The 20256-nt window shown below is 50.7% G+C and carries 9 protein-coding genes; 1 reads left to right on the plus strand and 8 read right to left on the minus strand.

Translation table 11 applies throughout. The features are described from left to right. Positions 1–71: 71 nt before the first annotated feature. From KJW29_RS18920 to KJW29_RS18950, 7 genes are all read right to left on the minus strand, one after another. The gene (locus tag KJW29_RS18920; RefSeq protein ID WP_214625737.1) at positions 72–6086 is read right to left on the minus strand and encodes an S-layer homology domain-containing protein; all 6015 of its coding nucleotides are present in this window, start codon (positions 6084–6086) and stop codon (positions 72–74) included. Between the two features lie 159 nt (positions 6087–6245). Beyond that, entirely contained in the window at positions 6246–7874 is a 1629-nt protein-coding gene (locus tag KJW29_RS18925; protein WP_087569003.1) for an extracellular solute-binding protein, read from the minus strand. Between the two features lie 319 nt (positions 7875–8193). Then, positions 8194–10074: a glycoside hydrolase family 127 protein gene (locus tag KJW29_RS18930; RefSeq protein ID WP_214625738.1), complete on the minus strand. Its 1881-nt coding sequence runs from the start codon at positions 10072–10074 to the stop codon at positions 8194–8196. A gap of 83 nt (positions 10075–10157) precedes the next feature. Then, positions 10158–11777, minus strand: a complete 1620-nt coding sequence (locus KJW29_RS18935; protein ID WP_214625739.1) for an extracellular solute-binding protein — start codon at positions 11775–11777, stop codon at positions 10158–10160. Between the two features lie 56 nt (positions 11778–11833). After that, on the minus strand, positions 11834–12724 hold the full coding sequence (locus KJW29_RS18940) for a carbohydrate ABC transporter permease (RefSeq protein WP_214625740.1): 891 nt from the start codon (positions 12722–12724) through the stop codon (positions 11834–11836). A 12-nt stretch (positions 12725–12736) separates the two neighbouring features. Next, entirely contained in the window at positions 12737–13630 is an 894-nt protein-coding gene (locus KJW29_RS18945; protein WP_087569007.1) for an ABC transporter permease, read from the minus strand. Positions 13631–13816: 186 nt separating this feature from the next. Then, a complete protein-coding gene (locus KJW29_RS18950; RefSeq protein ID WP_214625741.1) occupies positions 13817–16093 on the minus strand; it encodes a helix-turn-helix domain-containing protein in 2277 nt (758 codons plus the stop codon). Positions 16094–16838: 745 nt separating this feature from the next. Between KJW29_RS18950 and KJW29_RS18955 the strand changes: the two genes are divergently transcribed. Beyond that, entirely contained in the window at positions 16839–18428 is a 1590-nt protein-coding gene (locus KJW29_RS18955; protein WP_214631204.1) for a sulfatase family protein, read from the plus strand. Between the two features lie 348 nt (positions 18429–18776). Here KJW29_RS18955 and KJW29_RS18960 read toward each other — a convergent pair whose 3' ends face one another. Then, positions 18777–20243, minus strand: coding sequence for a sulfatase family protein (locus tag KJW29_RS18960; protein ID WP_209071895.1), 1467 nt, complete (start codon positions 20241–20243; stop codon positions 18777–18779). Positions 20244–20256: the final 13 nt, after the last annotated feature.

The raw sequence follows: 20256 nt of genomic DNA on the forward strand, positions 1-20256 counted from the left end.
GAGCGGCTTCTTTCCTTTCCTTTGATTTGTGTTGGTTCCCTGTGCCTTGCAAATACGGTTTAATGCCTTATTTATTGAAGCTCAAGCAGACGCTCCAGCAGCACAGCTGCCTGGGCCCGCGTCGTGAGATCCTTCGGACCAAATCGTCCGTTGCTCGAGCCCTCCAGCAAGCCGGAGGTCTGCAAAGCCTTTACGCTGGCTGCAGCATAGCCGGATATCAGCTGTTCATCCTTGAAGGCTTGTAAAGAGCCTGTGCCTGCAGGCAGTGAAATACGCTCTGCTTCCAGCAAGCGATGCACCATGACCGCCATTTCCTGTCTCGTTATGGAGTCATGAACACCGAAGTTGCCATCCGGCTTGCCGGAAATGATTCCAAGCGCCTGTGCTGTGCCGAGTGCCCCGCTGTACCATGCTTCCTGTTCCACGTCTTTGAAAGTAGAGACCGCAGGCTCGCCAGAGCCAAGCTCAAAGGCGTTGACGAGCATTTGAACAAACTGGGCGCGGCTCACTTGCTTCACTGGCTGGAAGGCTCCAGCGCCAGTACCCTGCACGATGTCCCGCGCTGCCAGAGACAGAATGCTCTCCTCAGCCCATGGAACAGTCGCCAGGTCCTTGAAGCTGACGCTTGCTGCAGCTACCGTATAGTAGCTGAAATGCTTCACATGGAATATAAGCATTCCTGACTTCTCGTCATAGCGGCTGTTCTTAACCACCTCCAGCTCGCTCTTGTCGTTAATGTAATAGGCAACAATGTACTTCGGCTTAGCGCCAGCCTTCAGCGTATAAGGCAACTGCAACTCCACGGTATGTCTGTTGCCGAAATGGCTGATCGCCGTCCCGTCTACGGACAGTGTGAAGTCATAGACAGGATTGTCTTTTACCACGGCCCGTGTCTTCTCGCTGTCCAGCTTCACGGAGGTCTTCTTCACCGTGATCTCTACATTTTGGGCGTTAGAGCCCAAGTCCTTCTGCAGCATGGACAGCGGGATCGAGACGACAGCGAGGCCGGTATCGATCGTCAGCTTCTTGATCTGCGCCTTACCTGCAGCGCTCACGCTTGAAGCGGGAAGCTGAAGCTGTATTTCATTCACGGCTGCCGGCACCTCTACCTGAATACGCACCGTGCCGTTTACAGCCTGTTCCACTGCACTTTGCAGCAGGCTGCCAGAGAGCTTGGAGCGCGCGACACCGTTCTTAATGGTGTCCGCTGTCACTTTAACTGGAGCGGAAGGCTGTTTTACCGGTCCGCTATTGTCCGGGGCCGGACTTCCGCCTCCTGCTGGTACCGCCTGAAGCTCCAGTAGCATGACTCCTTCCGGCTTCAGTGTCCAGGACGTACCGAGGCTTTGGCCTGTCATCATGTCTCTCACTGTGAATGATTGGTTGTCGGCCATCGCTGCCTTCAGCGAAGCCTCATGCTTGCCAAGGTTCACAATCGTCATCATATATCGGTCGTCGCCATACGGTACTACACGCCACATAGCCCCGCGCTGACTCGATCCGTTGGTCTCCATCAGGTTGACCGGAGAAAGGCTGTCTTTCTGCTCAAGCACGCCAAACGCCTGCTCTGCCATGTTCACAGCTGATTCGTCCACCGGCTTGAGAAGCACACCGCTTCCTTGGGTTAATGCGGCTGTGCGCGGCTTCTTGTACTCGGTCGCCTTCAAGCTGCCGGCATCTGTAATGACCGTTCCTCCCTGATTTAAATAAGACTGCAGCGCGGCAAATTCAGCGTCAGTGACTTCCTCGGTCTTGCGGATCACCACGGCATCCCAGTTGGAATGCGGCTGCTTCTCCAGTATGCTTGCGGTCACAAACCCGACCGGCACACCGCTGAAGTACAAGGCTTCGTACAGCTCAAATTGATCCTCCATATAATGCGTATCATTGATTGCCGCAGTTTCAGAGTAGAAGATACGCACTGGCTTGCGCTGCTCCTGGAACTTCACAATCTCCTCGGAGAAAGCGTTCAGGTCCATCATCGTCTTGCTCAGCTCATTCGCTACCCGTGGCTGCTGAGCAACGGTTCCCGGATATGACTCCAGCAGCCCCTGCACCGAGGTGGTCATCAGACGATTCTCAATCGAGCCATCCGGATTTCGTCCCCAGAACCATGTAAAGCCTGCATCCATACCGAGCAGAGTGGCAAGCCAGTATGTGTTGCGTACATATTCCGGCTTCATATACAGATCCCGGTAAGCGACGGTAGACAGGAAATGCACCTCTGAGTTTATATGGGCCTTCTCCGGGCTGACCGAGGACATAAAGTCGTAGGACATGGCCAGCTCTTTCCACATATAGGAGTAATGCTCCTTCCAATCCTCCGCTTGTCCGGTTGACTTGAAGTTCTCCTTCCGGGTCTTCGCATCGTCGCCGATGATATCGACCATTTCCGTGAGCTTCTCAAAGTCGATGCCATGTGTCCGGTTGTCCTCAACGAACAGGTCCGGCATAATTTTGATATGCGTGTTTGCTTCTGGATCATTTTTCTTCACCTGCTCATGCAGGAAGCGCAGCCATTCCGTTCCCCGCTCCATATTGAACAAGCTGACATCATATCCGATCGGCGTTCCTTTATACTTCTTATCCAGTGGAATGACGCTCCGCGAAGCCACATCAAAGCTTGCATAGCTCGTTCCCCACAGTGCATTCAGGTCACTGATCGTCTGATGGCGCTCCTGCAGCCATGATGCGAATTGCTGCAAGGCAATGTCGGAAATACCCTCTTGGCCATTTACTTTTTTAGGTGTTGCCCAGTGGCCTTTCTCCAGGAACCAGTGCGGCTCGTTCGCCAGCAGATATCCCAGCTCCGTGTAAGGCTTTCCGCTCGTGATTGGTCCGGTCTGCTTCAGCACATTACTCCAGATCGAACGGATCTCCGGGTGATTAATGTCGTATTTCGTAAAGGTTGTAATGCCGTCACGGAGCGTCTCCCCGTGCTTACTGGTGGCCCAAGCGGGAGAGGGATCATGCCACAAGATGGTATAGCCCATGTTGTTGCTCGGACGGTTCTGTAAATCTCCGTACTTGTCTGCAGTCGGCGTACCATTTTCGTCGCTTACAAAGCTCGGATTGATGGATTTGGGCACATCTATTTTGCCGAGATAGTCGTTGTACAGGGTCGCGTTGTCTTTCGACACATCAAGTGGCTTGGAGAAATAGTCGTGCAGGAATACAGGCTTGCCCTCGCTGTAGAAATTACTTCCCTGCAGCTCAATGCCGTCCCAATCCACGAGCCGCACCGGCCTCCGCACGACCGTTCCGTCCAGCACCGCTGTCAGCTCGGCAATTGACGTATCCAGCAGCGCGATGACTTCCGTACGCTGGAACTCCGGCAGTTCCAGCGCGAGCTCCTCCGGTGACCTGCCACCCGGGCTGTAGGATGGAATAACCCCGAACATCTTCTTGTTCACATCAATATTCTTCTCATCCCAGTCGGCATATTTGTCATATTCTTTCGCGAACCAGACCGCCCCCTTCTCCCGCTCTGTATCAAGCTGGCGGGCCTGCGCTTTTAGGATCAGGGCTTCCAGCTCGCTGATTTTGGACTGAATGCGTGCCTTTAGCTCTGCCGCGGACAGTGCGCCGTATTTCAAAATACTCTTCGACACAATGCCCCCGTTCTTCAGATCAGCTTCAATCGTCGCCGTCCGGCCATCCGTTGCCTTCACGGTCACGGTCACCTTCTTCTGCTCCATCGACTTCACCGTCAGATAGATGCGCCCGTCCTGGATATCAGCCGCCAGAGCAGCTTCATCCGAGGATTCAGCCGAGTCGCCAACCATACCAAGCTTGGACTCGGTATTCGTAGTGCTGGCATCAATGTAGGTTCCGCTGGATTGAACGGCAATCTCCTTCGGAATGGAGCCGATCACCGTAAGCTCCGCACCTGACTGTACGCTCAGTTCCGTCGTCAGCGACGTAATGAGCGGCTTCAGGACGGTCGCTTTACCTGTTGTGATCTCCATGCGATTCTTCGCATACATGCTCAGCTTGGAATTTGGCTCTACCCGAAGCATCCCGGTGTCACCGATCGTCTCTCCCTTGCCCTTGATGTACATGGCACTGCCTGGCTCGAACACCGCGGACCCAATACCGCTAGCTCCGACAATGCCATTGCCGATAATGAAGCCTTCATCGCGGAAGTCCTGCAGCTGCCCCTTTACCTGAATGACTGCATGAACCGTCATTTGGGCCGTGAATTTCAGCCGCACATTAGAGGGCACGGTCAGTTTTTTCGTAACAGTAACCGGCTTGAACACTTCCACGACATGGAACGTCTTCTCGCCTACTCTTTCGTCAGCCAAGCGTCTTGCCACAGACTCTGCGCCTCCGTTCAGACCGTTCATTGCCTCCAGCAGCTCATCCGCCGTCGCAATCTCCTCGGCCAGCACCGCACCTGGCTGCTTCGCATCGTTAAAGGCTTGAGCTGCAGCCTCCAGCGCTGCGGCTGCAGTCTGATAGTCGCTCTCCGTAGCCGAGCTGTTGTTCTTCGTCATGACCGCGTCTTCAATATTCTGGGCGAATACATCTTGATGCGCTGCCGTTACCCAGTATTGATCTGACGTAAGTCCGGCACCGTTCACGCTGACCGGCGTGGAGGATATATTAGCCTCAGCCAGCTGGATCAGCTCATTCAGCCTTACAAGGATAGCGCTAACCGGCGTATAGTCAACACCGGCCCCAATATTGGAGGCCGAGGCGTTAAATATGGCCTCTGAGGCTACTGTAATCCGCTGCACCACGGACGTCATAACCGGCTTGGCCAGGGTTACAATGCCGGAAGCGATACGCAGATGGTGATTCCCCCGCATCTCTACACTCGAATCTGCACCCAGCTTGAATATACCGTTCGGACCCACCACCTCGGTGCCTTGCTGATAGTAGCTGCTTCCCGTGCGGAACACCACGGCACCGGAACCGTTGCCAGCAAGCCCTGCTCCTCGCTTGTCCGGTGTGCGGCTGTCCTGAACGGTGCCCGACACGGTCACAGCCGCATTCACGGTCATGTTGGCAAAGCTTTGCAGCTTCACGCCCGCCGGAATGGACAGCGGCTCGGTAATCGCAATTGATTCATAAAGCTCCACAGTATTTCCACTCAACTTCACCAGCGTGTCATTCACGGTCACATTTCTGAGCCAGTCCGTAAGATCCTGTGCGGTCTTAATCTCCGCAGGCAGGCCCGTACGGGTGCCATCCTGCTTAGCAGCATCAAATACCTGGACTGCTGCTGCCAGGGAAGCCTCCGCTTCCGTGACCTGACTCTGGGTGGCCGCGGCATTATCCCTGACCCCGATGGCCGATTGAATGGCTGTTATTAAGGCATCCGCAGCCGATGATGTAACCCATTTTCCGGACGATGGCACATCTGTACCATCCACGCTAACTGCCGTGGCGTCTTTGTTGGCAATCGCTCCGGAGATCGCCTGGACCAGCGCGGCCTTGTCTACCGCTTGATCCGATCCCGTAGGGACAGGCGTTACAACGACAACATCATTATTGATTACTCCTTTGACTTCGAATTTCGCTCCCTCTGCAACTTCAATCCTCTTGAACATATCTGACGTCACCGTCTTGCCGGCCGCCACTGTGACCGTCCCGGAGGTTACGTACAGCTCGCTGTTTGCCAGCAGCCTCACGCTGGAATCGGCCCCTGGCTGCAGAACGCCGGCCGCTCCCACGACCTCAATGCCTTGCTGGTAGTAGCTGCTCCCCGAATTCAGCAGCACCGAGCCGATACCGGTGCCAACAACACCATCCCGGCGAAATTCAAGAGCTCGGCTGTCCTGCAGCTTCCCGTCTACCGTAACTTCTTCCTGAATGCCCAACTTCACGAACAGTTGCAGCTTCACACCGACCGGTACGTTAAACGTCTCGTTAATCGTAACCGGGGTGCTGACCTGCGCTGTCATGTTACCGTCAGCCGTTTTGATCTTGGAAGCATCCCCGCCTACATCCAGCTTCGTGCGGAGGAACTCCACTAATTGCTGCGCATCCGCAATCATGGCGGCTTGCAGCGGAGCAGGAGGAACCACCAGTGCTGCAATGAGACTCAGGCTCATAAATAAGGACAATAATCTTTTCATGTCGGCCTCCTTAGAAAAACGTTTACATTTTGTGAACTTATGGCACTCTATTCCCTGTTCTATCTACAATCAGCGGTTGAGAAAAAGCCGCATCTTTGCATGTAAAGGAGTTTACCCTCTACCCGCCAAAGATATGGCTCCTTGATTCTAAACTAATGCTTATTTCGAGGAATCATAGTATTTCTGATACAGGGCTACATACTCTTCCACTCTCAGCTTCTTCAGTTGGGCCAGGTGATTATCCCAATCTGCATCGGTGAAACCATTCATGACGAATTTGGCAAAGGTGCTGGCATAATAGCCGTTCTTGCCATTCAGGTCCAGGTTGATGGCGGCGAGCGTCTCGCCGTCTTCCAGCGACCACAGCATGTCGTGAATGAGCTCGGTGGATGCAAATGGCATATACATCTTATAATGCTCGCGCTTCTCGTCCGCCTGATCATCAATCAGCCGATCTACCATATTCTTCAGCACCATCACGGTAGCGCCGTTGCCCGGTGCCTCCGAGTGCTTAAAGTCACCAGAATTCATACCCTCCGGAACCGGCTGCTTGTCAAAAGTACCGTCCGGATTCTCCTTCACGGTCAGGCCAATTGGGCCTACCTCGAACTGGAAGCTCAGCTTTTCTTCATACATTGTATCCATCCACTTCAGCGTCACTTCTGGGTGTTTGTTTTTTGACGTAATTGCGAATGCTCCCTTGCTGAGCGATACCGGCATACGGAGCCAGCCTTGCTCGCCATTAGCTCCCTTCAGCGGCAGCACTGGAACATAATCCTCATTGATCGAACCGAATACCCCTTGGTTGGAGTAGGTGAAGAACGATCCGATCGGCACATCCTCACTGCGCACCTTCGTCAGGTACGTGTTCTGGTCATGAGTAAAGACCTCCGGGTCAATCAGCTTCTCCTTGAACAGCTTGTTCATATACTGCATGTAGTTCTCGTACTCCGGCTGCTCCGGCGCATATTTAACGGTGCCATTGTCCACGTACAGGTTGTTGCGCGGATCATCCAGCTTGATGCCAAAAGAGCCTGCCAGAGAATTAGCCCCGTTCTGAGCATTATTGAAGAGGAAGGAGAATGGAATCTCATCCGGCTTGCCGTTTCCGTTCGGATCCTTCTCTTTAAACGCTTTCAGTACATTGTAGAAATCATCAATCGTTTCAGGAACGGACAGGCCGAGCTGATCCAGCCACTTTTTGTTGATGTACAGTACGGAACCGATTTCGTTGAAATCTCTTTCCACCAAGGTCGGTAGCGTGTAAATATGGCCATCCGGTGCTGTAAGCATCTTCTTGAACTCGGGGCGCTGTTCAAACACCTTCTGAAGGTTCGGTGCATACTGCTCTATCATTCCCTCCAGCGGAATCAATGCACCCTGGCTGCCCAACTTGACGATCTCCTGATCCAGCAGCACAGCCCGTCCGTAAAATACATCCGGCAAGTCGCCGCTCGCGATAATGATGTTCTTCTTCTCGGCCAGATGCTCCCATCCGACCTGAGTCCATTCCACTTCCACGTTGGTCATCTCGTTCAGCTCTTTGAACATCTGCATGTCGTTATAGTCCTTCTTGACCTGCGGCGCCGTATTCGCAAAAATTTTCAGCTTGATCGGTTTCTCCAGTGGGAACTTGAATTTGTCCTCCGTACCTGCGGACGGTGCCTCCGCCGAAGCCTTTGGATTCTCTGAAGCCGTCGGTGTGCCGCCGCCTTCCGAACACCCGCTGATGAATAGCGCCATCGTTGCCATTGCACTTACACAGGGGACCAACCATTTCTTTCTCATGTGTACAACCTCCCAAAAATGTTTGTTTGACTACCATTACCCTCGTCATACATGAAGCGCTTACATCTCGTTGTGTGATTCACAATAGCAGAGAAGGCAGGCTTATTGCAATCAGCCAAAATTGGAGGCATATGCGAAACGGCGAAGTATCAAAAAACTTGATATACCAAGCCTCTCAAGCTCTAAACCTCCGATAGGTGAGATTCGGCAGAGGGGGATCACGTGCCTTTGATGGGCATTTGCAAGCAGAAAAAAGGGCCGCTCCCCAGATATCAGAATCTTGCGGGAGCAGCCTCGTTACAGGATTAGTATGAAACCATCACGCTCTCGGGAACCAGACGCTCATGTCACTTTCTTCCCGGTTCGCCCAGGAGAAATACGGGATCAGTCTGACCGTCACGGTCTTGTTCTGATCCTGCACTAGCGGATGATACAGCGCATCGCCCTTCGGCCGGATGACCATCTCTGTCTGCAAGCCTACCATATGATAAGGCAGCTCGGCAATCGGCACCTCTTGGAAGGTGGAGTTTATAGGAAGTGCCAGCTCATCCAGTGTTGCTTCGCCAGAGATATCACAGCCCTCCAGGCAATATACTACCGGTCCGCGCTTTACAGCAACCATTCCGTTAGCTTGCTCTACCATCGGATTCGCCTGATACAGTTGTGCCTTCATCGGCAACATAATCGTAATTTCCTCCCCGACCTGAACCGTCACTTCATGAATGCCGCTTTGAATCGGTTGGCCGTTGCAGGTCGCATCCGTGCACCATGCAGGAATTCGGAAGGAGAGCTTCATGCCCTCTGAAGGCGCCTGGTCAATATAAATCTTCACTTCCTGGTCCCATGGATAGTGCGTCTCCATGCGAAGCTTCACCGGCGCTCCGTTTGCCAGCTGGGAGTTTAGTTCGCAGCCTGCGAACAGGTTAATCGCTACGCCCTGTTCAGATGTGGAGTAGATCCATTTCGGCATGCCGGTCAGGGTTCTCCACAGCTGCGGTGGACAGCACCAGCATCCGAAGGTGACAAACCGTTCATTAGGCGCATGCGCGTATTGGCGGAAAGTCGGCTTAATGCGCTCGTGAACCCGATGCGCCAGCGGATTCGCGTAGAAGTACCGGGTCATATCCAAGTTTCCTCCGGAGATGCCGGCATTGTACAGAATGCTTTCCATCCAGTCACCGTAAACAGCTTTATTCGTCACATGCAGCATCCGGTGCGCCCACATGGCGGCAGCGATATTGGCACAGGTTTCGTTATAAGCAATACGGTGCGGCAGGTTATACTCATCACCGAATGCCTCCTGAACCCGGTCCCCCCGTTCTGAAACACCTTCATAGATCGGACATACTCCGCCCGTGATATAAATTCTCCGAGTGATCATGTCATTCCAGATTCTCTCCAGTGCGGTCAACAGAGTCTCGTCCTGAGTATATGCGTAAACGTCCGCTGCCCCGGCGTAGAGGTAAGAAGCCGTTACAGCATGGCCAACTGGCTTATATTCCTCGCGGAGAGCCAAACGATTCTGATTCTGGTCTCCGTTGCCCAGCTTGGTGCCGCGCATGGTAACAAATATGTCCGCCAGCTCCAGATAACGCTGGGTACCGGTCAGACGGTACAGATCCACGAGCCCCATAATCTGGCTCGGGTTGAAGCAGAAGTCGCCCAGTTCCGCATTCAGTGGCATAAATACCGTGCACAAATAATCTGCGCAACGTACCGCAACCTGAAGCAAACGGTCATCCCCTGCAGCTTCATGCAGCGAACAAGCTGCTGTAAACAAATGGCCGATGTTGTACAGCTCATGGTGCGCCGGGTGCTTCCAACGCTCCTTGTCTGTCAGCAGGATTTGGGTGTTAATATATCCGTCCGGCTCCTGAGAGGCTTCGATCCATGGAATGTATTTGTCCAGAATCTCCAAAATTTGCGGGTCTTTGGACACTGCATACTGATTGGCACAACCTTCAATAAATTTGTAGCAATCTCCATCGGACCAATCATTGTCGTGGAACTTTCCTTCAATCTCCCCCGCAGCAATGCCAAAATTGATCAGGCGTGCAGCATTGTCCGGGTGCATCAGGGAGCTTTCCATGCTCTTGATGACGTGCATATAATCATCCACCCGATTTCCCCAGAAGCCACCAGTTAATTTAGCCTCTCCCAGCCTGACAGGTTGAAACTTTACGATCGTATCCGTACTCATGTCATTTGCCCCTTTCATTACAATACATAATTTAGAAGAAAGCTAGACCTGGATCAGATCCAGGTCCAGCTCAATCAAAAGATTTACTTCCCGTTCGTTGCGTCGTAATATTTTTGGTACAGCGCTACGTATTCGTCCGCCTTCAGCTTCTTCAGCTGTGCCAGGTGATTGTCCCAATCGGCCTGGGTAAAGCCATTCATGACAAACTTGGCGAAGGTGCTTGCGTAGTATCCATTTTTACCATTTAAGTCAAGGTTGATGGCGGCCAACTTCTCGCCATCTTCTGCGGACCACAGCATATCCTGAATGACATCCTTGGATGCAACTGGATCATACATTTCGTAGTATTCACGCTTCTCATCAGCCTGCTCGTCGATGAGGCGGTCTACCACATCCTGCAGTACAATAACGGTTGCGCCGTTACCTGGAGCTTCCGAGTGCTTGAAGTCACCCGAGTTCATACCGTCCGGAATCGGCATTTTGTCGAAAGTACCATCCGGATTTTCCTTCACCGTCAAGCCAACCGGGCCAATCTCGAATTGGAAGCTCAGCATTTCTTCATACATCGCATCCATCCACTTCATCGTCACTTCCGGATGCTCGTTAGAAGCTGTGATGGCAAAAGAGCCCTTGATCACCGCGGCCGGCATCCGCAGCCAACCCTGCTCGCCATCCGGTCCTTTCAGCGAAAGAACAGGCACATAATCCTCGTTCAGGTTGCCGAAGATGCTTCTTTGCGAGTAACCGAAGAACGCGCCGATCGGAACGTCATTGCTTCTAACCTTTGTCAAATATGTGTTCTGGTCATGCGTGAACACTTCCTGATCCACAAGTTTTTCCTTAAAAAGCTTGTTCAAGTATTCCAGATATGACTTGTAGCCCGGCTGCTCTGGTGCATATTTTACGACTCCGTTATCCAGATATAAGTTGTTTCTCGGATCGTCTTGTTTAATTCCAAAGGATCCCGCAAGAGCGTTCGAGCCGTTCTGTGCATTGTTAAACAGGAAGGAGAATGGAACTTCGTCTGCTTTGCCGTTACCGTTCGGATCCTTCTCCTTGAAAGCCTTTAGTACATCATAAAATTCGTCTATGGTCGTCGGGACAGACAGACCGAGCTGGTCCAGCCACTTCTTGTTAATGAACAGCACCGAAGGGATTTCGTTGAAATCCCGCTCCACAAATGTTGGCAGGGAGTAAATATGGCCATCCGTCGCGGTCAGCATCGTTTTGAAATCAGGACGCTGCTCGAACACCTTCTTCAGGTTAGGCGCATGCTGCTCGATGAGGTCCTCCAGCGGAATAATAGCCCCCTGGCTGCCCAACTTCACGATTTCCTGATCAAGCAGGACTCCACGTCCGTAGAATGCATCCGGAAGGTCGCCGCTCGCAATGACGATATTTTTCTTCTCCGCCAGCTGCTCCCAGCCGACCTGTGTCCATTCCACTTCAACATTGGTCATCTCGTTCAGTTCTTTGAACATCTGCATTTCGTTGTAGTTCTTCTTAACCTGCGGCGCTGTGCTTGCGAGAATTTCAAGCTTGACCGGCTTCTCCAGGGGAAACTGAATTTCTGTTGTCTCTGTCGACTTACCGTTGTCCTTCTTTGAAGCTGATTGAGTGCTGTCGGAGCTTGTACAGGCGCTCAACAACAGCGCTGCAGCCAGTATGGCGCTCAAGCTTACAGACAATTTCTTGTTTTTCATTTCATGACCTCCCAGGGTATAAGTTCAAATACTGCTTTTATATTCATGAAGCTCTGTTAGCCTTTAACGGAGCCGATCATGACACCTTTGACAAAATAACGCTGCAGGAAAGGATACAATACGAGCACCGGCAGGCTCGCTACTACGACCATGCCGTACTTCACAAGGCCAGCGACCTTTTGCTCCTCCACAGCGTCGTTGGAACTATCGATCATATCCAGCTGTGCTTCGCTGACAATCAGAATTTTGCGGAGAATAATTTGCAGCGGATGCAGGCTTGCATCATTCAGATAAATCAGGGCCTGGAAGTAGGAGTTCCACAGCGCCACCGCATTAAACAGTACCATGACTGCAATAATCGGCAGAGACAATGGAATAACCATTCTTATGAAAAACTTGAAGTTGCCGCAGCCGTCCACCATCGCTGCCTCCAGCATTTCTCCAGGAATCGTGTTCTGGAAAAAGGTTCTGACAATAATGAGCTGATACACACTGACCGCACCGGGAACGATCATAGCCCAGACGGTGTTGACCATACCGAGCTCCTTCACCAGCAGGTACGTCGGAATCAGACCTCCGTTGAAGAACATCGTAAACAGGATCAGAACCATCAAGACACCGGAGAACGGAAGGTCCTTGCGCGACAAGGCATAACCGCCAGTAATGATCAAGCTGACACGGAACAACGTCCCGAAGAAGGTATATAATATAGAGTTCGAATACCCCCGCCAGATCTCATCATCGTTGAATATTCGTTCATAACCGATCCAGGTGACATCCTTTGGCAGAAAGCGAATTTGTCCGGAATTGACCAGATCCGGATCGCTGACGGATGCTACGATAATGAAATACAGCGGATAAATAACCACAAACAGGATTCCGCAGAACAACAGTACATTAAACCAATCAAACAGCTTATCGGACCTGCTTTTGTTTAATACGTCCATCTCTTTTCCCTCCTACCACAGACTCGCTTTGCCGAAGCGTTTGGCGATCAGATTGACAACGACAAGCAGGATACAGTTCACGACAGAGTTAAACATCCCGATCGCTGCAGAGTAGCTGTACTGTGCATTGAGCAAGCCACTTTTGTACACATACGTTTGAATGATTTCGGCAGAGTTGATGTTAAGCGGATTCTGCATCAGATACACCTTCTCGAAGCCGACGGACATAAAGCTGCCGATATTCAGAATAAGCAGGACAATGACCGTAGGCATGATGCCCGGCAAATCAATATGAAGAATGCGCTTTAATTTGCTGGCGCCGTCTACGACAGCAGATTCATGCAGCTCCGGGCTAATGGCGGTTAGGGCCGCTAGGTATATAATTGTGCCCCAGCCTGCGTTCTGCCACACACCGGACCAGACGAAGATGGATGCGAACCATTCAGCCTTTGCCATAAAATATTGGCTTTCAATACCAAGGCCCATCAGCATATGGTTGATGACACCACTGGTAGGCGACAGGAACAAATACAGCATCCCAACAATGACCACAGTGGAGATAAAATGCGGCGCATACGTTACGGTCTGGACCAGCTTCTTGAAGCGCTGGCTCGTCAACTGGTTAATAAGCAGCGCGAGAATGACCGGAATCGGGAATAACGCCAGCTCATATAAGCTGATTGTCAGCGTGTTCAAGAGAATTTCCCAGAACTTGTAATTCTCAAAGAACCGCTGGAAGTTCTCGAATCCGACCCAGGGGCTGTCTGCAATCCCCTTGAAAGGCAGGAAATTCTTAAAGGCAATTTGCAAGCCGTAAATGGGGCCATATTCAAAAATGGCGAAATAAATCAGTGTTGGAAACAGCAGTAAGTATAGTTCATAGTGCCTTTTCCATTGCTTCAGCAAAGCTTTCCCTCCCGTTCTTTCAAAATGTTGATTGTGGTTTCAAGCGCTTTCACCGTAATGCAATTTATATTACCAACCACCTTATAAAGTGCGCAATCAGCCAAATTCAGAGCGGTATGCGAAATATATAAAGCCCGGAAACCCTTATATAGCAAGGGTTTCCGGGCTTACTTAGAGCAACCTGCCTTACTTCTTGTCCTCATTCTGCTGCAGTCGTTTCCGATACTCTCCCGGCGTCAGTTGAACCTCGGCTTTAAATTTGCGGATAAAGCTCGAAGGATCGCTGTAGCCGATTTTTTGCACGATTATAGCGATCGACAAGTCGGTGTCGATCAGCAGCCTTTTTGCTTTGTTGATCCGTATGGCATGAAGATGCTCCGATATCGTCTGGCCGGTCTGCTCTTTGAAATAACGCGACAGTGAGGAGATGGATTGAGAGAAATAGCTGGACATGCTCTGGATGCTGAACTGCGGATCGGCATATTTCTCTTGCAGAAGCTCAATCATCTCCTGCAGCAGAATGCGGTCCTGCTCAACAGGAGCTTCCTTCATCAACAACGGCCGGATTTGTTCAAACGTGTTCCAGACAATCTCATCCATTTGCTGATAGGAGGTGCATGAGGTTAATGCGATGACGTCAGGATACTCTACAGACATGCCTCTCTCCGCACCGGCCTCGGCTGCTGCCTTAACCTGCGTATTAATGAGATCAAAATAAATGTACTTTGCCGACAGCAGCGATGAGCTGCTGCTATGAATGTGTTCCAGCAGCTGCTTGATATGCTGCTTCACCTTGTCAGTATCATGGTCGCGCAGGACCATGGGCAACGTCTGGAACTGCTGCGCGGAATAAACCGGCAGCTTTTGATGCTCCTGATTCAGTTGGTGCGGCAAAATTACACGATCATTCCCTAGAATAAGCCGATATTGCAGCGCCGTCGTTGCACTGATGTAAGACTTCGGCAACAGCGTCAAATCCTCTACTGCCTCCCCGACCCCGATAGTCCAAGTAAGGCCGGTCGACTCCTTCAACTTCTGATGCCACTCGTTCCAGCTTTCGCCGCCGCCGGATTCCGGCGGACAGGACTGGATCCATATCCACTGCTCGGGCTGAATCGTATCAATGGAATACAGCTCGATGAAGTGCGGCACTACAGACCTCCATAAAGCGGGAAGCTGTTCCCGAATCAAGCTCAATTCTGCGCCTTGATGGGCCTGGAGACAGACCACCCGGTACTGGTCGGTCTGCAGGGTTATGCCGAGGGGGGTCCCCAGTTCCTTGAACTCGGACCACTCCCGGATCTGTCCCGACAGCAGTTGGTTTAGCAGTTGCTGTCGCATCGCTGGGCGTCCGCGCTCTATCTGCGATTCCAGCGTGTGGCTACGGTCGCTCATATAATCGAAGGCAGAGCGAAGCTTCTCCAGGCCTCCGGAAGGGCTTTTAACATTTGCAAGATGAAGCTTGCTGTCCACCACATCAATCAGCTTGCGAAGCGGATGATAGTGAACGTTCATATTGATATAAATGATACTGGAGCCGACAACAAGTATGAGAGCCAGCGCAATTCCAGCCTTCAGTTGCATCTGTTCTATGGGCTTCATCAGCTCGGTTTCCGAAACAACCGTCACATAGGTCCAGCCGGAAGAAGTCGAGATCACCTTAGATACATAGTATTGATCTCCATCTAACTTTCGAATTTCACTGCTTTCCGATTTCACGTCTAAGAGGCCGTACGGTACACTTCCAGTATCGACAAGAGAAGCTACCAACTGTCCCTGGCCATCTATAAGATACACATTACTTTTCCGATAAGGCAAGAAGGACGAGAACATTTGCTTGACCTTCTTCTCCTTGATCAGAAATAACAGCGTTCCCTTGTTCTTGCTGGTGGAACCGAATGCCGGGACAGGAATGGCATAGCTCAAATAACGATCCGAGAGATACGGCTCCAGAGACTGGCTGGCGTTTGCAGCATTTACCGTGGGCACATCCGACTCCAGCAGCCGCAAGTATTGATCATAGGTCAGGTGCTGGCTCAGAAACATGTTATAGAACACGACGGAAAGATACGTACTTTTGGAAGAGATCAGCATGTCCTGATTTCTAGCTTTATACACTACCTCCGAGAAGAAGGCATTGGCTTCCGCATACAAGCTGATTTTGTCCTTTGCCTCATAAATGGAATAATTACTGCTCAGCCTCTCGGGATCAAATTCACGCTGCACGGATAGTTGAATAGCAATATTCCTCATCTCAGCCAATTGGCCATCCATCGTGTCCCTCACCTGCTCAAGCATTGCCCGGTTCGTCTGCTGCACCTGCGTTTGAAGCGTGGAAACAATAAAATGATTCACAAAAAGTCCGATGACGATAACAGGAAGGATCAACAACAAGGCATAGGAAATTAGGTATTTGTAAAATAGTGAAATGTTCTTTAATTTCTTCAGCCTGGCAAATCGCACCTTCCATCTCACCTCTTCTCTGAAGTCATGGCATAAATACCTCTATCCAGTGCAAAAAAGCCGCACTGGATAGGGTATCTGTGTGTATCTTACTTCTCCTGAATCGTTTTGTCCCCCCGGGACTTGATGTTCTGAATCAGCCTGCTCAACTCTACGGCAATGTCCAGTGCAGGTTCAGGATTTGCCGAGGTCGGCGAGATACCGAAATCGTTTAAACACTGCTCTAGTTCTTGGTCATCTCCCCGCTGTCCACCGGAAACTGTGCTACCCCTAGCTTCCAATCCCGCGGAAACTTCTCCTTTTTTCGCCGCCCAAGGTGGCACCCAGCCTCCCTGGATATTCATGCCGTTTTATCCATTCATAAGGCAAGAGGATTAATCTTGAAGGTGACCTTACTCGCATGGGTCGGCATGCTTTGGTCAACATTCATCATATTATAAATTCGTTCCAGCGATCTTGTAAACACAGGGTCCTCGATATTGAAGTTGTTATATCCGTGAAGATTTGAAAGGTAGAAATGATCCATGTAATGACCAGAAAGAAGGTTGTCTGACTTCATTTCTGGTAAATCTAAATATAAAATAATAATGTATATATATAATAATAAAAGCGTTTTCAAATGTCAACTGATTATACAGAGATTCAAGATTATAATTTATTTATAAATTTGTTGACTATATATAAAAGGTCGAGTATGGTTAATTTATACGTCCGTTATCGTTGAAGATCTATCATGATTAAAGGAGTGATTCCATTGACGACAAATACCAGACCGCATGTATTCTTTCTGATGTGCGATGAGCTCAGGGCTGACAGCCTGGGATTTATGGGGAATTCTGTAGTTCAGACTCCTCATCTTGACGAGCTGGCCCAGGATTCCGTCATATTTGAGAATGCCTATACGAACTGTCCGATGTGTGTGCCTGCGAGAGCTAGCATGATGACAGGACGCAATCCGCTCAGCAACGGTGTGCTGGACAATGCTATGCGGATGGTAGAGGATGAGAAGCCTCTGCCTGACCTGCTTCGCAAGAACGGCTATACCACAACGATGTACGGCAAGCTGCATGTCCACCGGACCCCAGAGGAATGTGGTTTTGATGAATTTAAGTTTGGATATCCGGACCCGTACACCAGCTTCCTCGGCATTCAGGACCCAGAGGTCCGCAAGAACGCCACCTTCAAGAAGAATGAGGGTGATATTCCGTTAGTCATTCACGGCGAGAGCCCTACGCACCCGGATCAGACTTCATGCTCTCGCCTGACTGCGGACTATATTCAACGAATGGACCGTATTCAGACCGATGAGAAACCAATCTTCCATTACCTGTCGCTTCTGGATCCGCATACGCCATACATGCCGACGAAGCCTTATTCGGAAATCTACAACCCGGAGGAGCTGCCGCTGCCCCAGAATGCCGGGCGCACGTTGGCTGACAAACCGATTACGCAGCGCTATTTTCACAAGGTGCGTGGCTTTGACAAGCTGAATGAAGAGGATTACCGGAAGAGTCTGGCCAGTTACTACGGTCTTGTAACCCATGTGGATGACCGCATCGGCAAAGTAATTGACCGCCTGAAGGAGCTTGAGTTGTATGACGATGCGCTCATAATTTTCACCTCCGACCACGGATCGATGATGGGAGAGCACGGCTTTATCGAGAAATGGGGCCATATGTATGAGCCGGTTGTCCGCATCCCGCTGCTGGTCAAGCTGCCGAAGAATTATAATTCCGGCCTTCGCCTGGATACGTTTGCCGAGATCATTGACCTGCTGCCGACCGTACTGGACGCAGCCGGCATTGAAATTCCGGAAGAGGTTCAAGGCATGAGCCTCATGCCGGTTTGCCGGGGAGAGCGCACGGTCCACCGGACCGAAGCGCACAGCCAGTACTTCTGTGGATCCATCCACGTAGAGCCTGCACTTATGATTCGAGACCATGACTTCAAGCTGACGGTATATCCGGAGCAGGAATCCATTCACGAGAAACTGTACGGGGACCATTATCTGAAATATTCTGCATTCTTTGATCAGCCGCTCGTGGAAGGAGAGCTCTACGATCTCCGCAACGACCCTTATGAGGAGCGAAACCTGTTCGGAGACCCGGATTACGCACAGCAGCAAGCCCGTCTTCAGTTCAAACTGGCACATTGGAAGGAAGGGCTAGGCCCGCTGGCCGATTACCGTGGGCTGAGGCAGGCGAACATGAAGACCCTGTATAAATTTATTCTGGATCAGGCGAACAACTGGACCAAAGTGTCGGATGCCTTGAAGGCAGACCAGGGACTGACCCAGTGCGACAGACAGAAAACTCAGGAGTCCGTTAAATCGTAAAGCATTCAAATATTTATAGAGTGATTATCTGTTGAGTGAACCATGAACAAGTATATAATGAAAGGCAGCCATTCCAACAATGGTTTGCCTCCCTTACGTTAGGACAAGTGAAATAATTGCCTGTTGCCGTGATGGGGGGCATGCATGAGTAGAACATACGGTTGCACAAAAGTTCAGCTTCAATTAACAGATTGGGTGCGGACAAGTTGGGGTTAAAGAGGCTACACAAAATTGGGCATGAGCAAATTAAAAAGCCTTAGTTCGATCTCAGAACTAAGGCTTATTCATTTATTTTTTGTGCTGTCTATTTGCGGATACTGCTCCATATCGGGACTGCCTCCCGTTATATTACTGCGATTCCCCCCTGCTTTCAAAAGCTGTGCCTGGTCCATGTGGCGCTAGCGCCGTCATTATATATGGATTGATGCAAGCATCCCCTACCTTGTACGCGAAAGACCAGATCCGCTTAGATAACTCCTTCACTACGAAGCTGAACTCCTTTTTGCCAAACAGATTATTGGTCTCTTGGGGATCATTAATTAAATCGTACAGCTCCTCATAATCAAATCCGTTGTAAACAAACTTCCATCTCTTCGTCATGACAGAACGCTGAATTCCATACAACTCGTTTCCGTTGGATTGAGTAAAAACAGCGTCCCTCCACGACCCCGTTTTCTGGTTCTTCAAAAAGGGCATTAGACTTTCACCCGCAAAGCTCCGATCTGCCTGCACACCGGCTAGTTCCAGGATAGTTGGCGCGATGTCGGCCAAAATAACGAAAGCGCTCTCACATCTTCCTGGACTTGAGATGCCGCATGGCCATCGCATGGCAAGCGGGATATGGTATGCCCCTTTGAAGCAGGGTAGACCCTTGCACCACAGTCCATGCTCCGCCATATAATCCCCATGATCGGATAAGTAAACGACCAGCGTATTCTCGGCTTCGCCTGACTTCTCCAGTGCCTCCAGCAACTTCCCAAACAGTGCATCCTCGTATGTACAGAAGGCTAGGTAATGTCTAATCGCCTCCTTGTGCTCCTGTTCGCTCAATTGATCGAACCGCTCCCGGATTTTCCGGTACAATGAGGGTTTATCCTCCATCCTGTCTGCGTAGTTGTCGGGAAGCACAATATCTTCCAGCTGATACATATCCAAATACCTTTGAGGAACAAAATAAGGATCGTGCGGTCCAAGGGTGCCCACATAACGGCACCATGGCTTACCGTTTACATGTTTCTTGATGGCTTCAACAGCTTCATTCACAACATTGTTGTCATTGAAAGGATTATCACTTTCTCCGTAGTGGACGTAACGGGGATAGCCATCTCGAATTATTTCTCCTTCAGTCCGAACTTCAACTTGATTCCTTCTATGGTTGGTATATCTATCCCATTCGGCCGGATCAGGCAGTTTATGTCTGTATATCTTGTCCTCCGACATTGAAAACTCCCCATTGAAGCCCCTATCTGCCGGCTGTTCAAGATCACTTACGTGCCATTTTCCATGAAAGTATAAATCATAGTCCGCATCTCGCAAATCCTCACTCCACAAGCGGACACCTTCATAAAGACCTTTAGAGAGCGCACTGCCAACACTGACATTGTTCCACACACCGTGCTGAGAAGGATACAATCCCGTGAAAAAAGTAGCTCTGGACGGACAACAATGCGGCGATACTGTATAGGCATTCGAAAAGACAAGACCCTGTTTGCAAAATCGGTCAAGGTGAGGAGTCAGCGCCAATCCGTAAGGCGGTATAGTGTCTCCCCGCTGCTGATCAGTCATAAAAATAAGAATGTTCGGCTTGCTTATCAAATTAGACCACTCC

The sequence above is a fragment of the Paenibacillus agaridevorans genome, from assembly GCF_018604145.1.
In the GTDB taxonomy this organism is placed as follows: Bacteria; Bacillota; Bacilli; order Paenibacillales; family Paenibacillaceae; genus Pristimantibacillus; species Pristimantibacillus agaridevorans.

Coding starts and splice junctions, on each gene's coding strand:
- KJW29_RS18940 (WP_214625740.1), bottom strand. CDS start 12,724: ATGGACGTATTAAACAAAAGCAGGTCCGATAAGCTGTTTGATTGGTTT.
- KJW29_RS18935 (WP_214625739.1), bottom strand. CDS start 11,777: ATGAAAAACAAGAAATTGTCTGTAAGCTTGAGCGCCATACTGGCTGCA.
- KJW29_RS18920 (WP_214625737.1), bottom strand. CDS start 6,086: ATGAAAAGATTATTGTCCTTATTTATGAGCCTGAGTCTCATTGCAGCA.
- KJW29_RS18930 (WP_214625738.1), bottom strand. CDS start 10,074: ATGAGTACGGATACGATCGTAAAGTTTCAACCTGTCAGGCTGGGAGAG.
- KJW29_RS18925 (WP_087569003.1), bottom strand. CDS start 7,874: ATGAGAAAGAAATGGTTGGTCCCCTGTGTAAGTGCAATGGCAACGATG.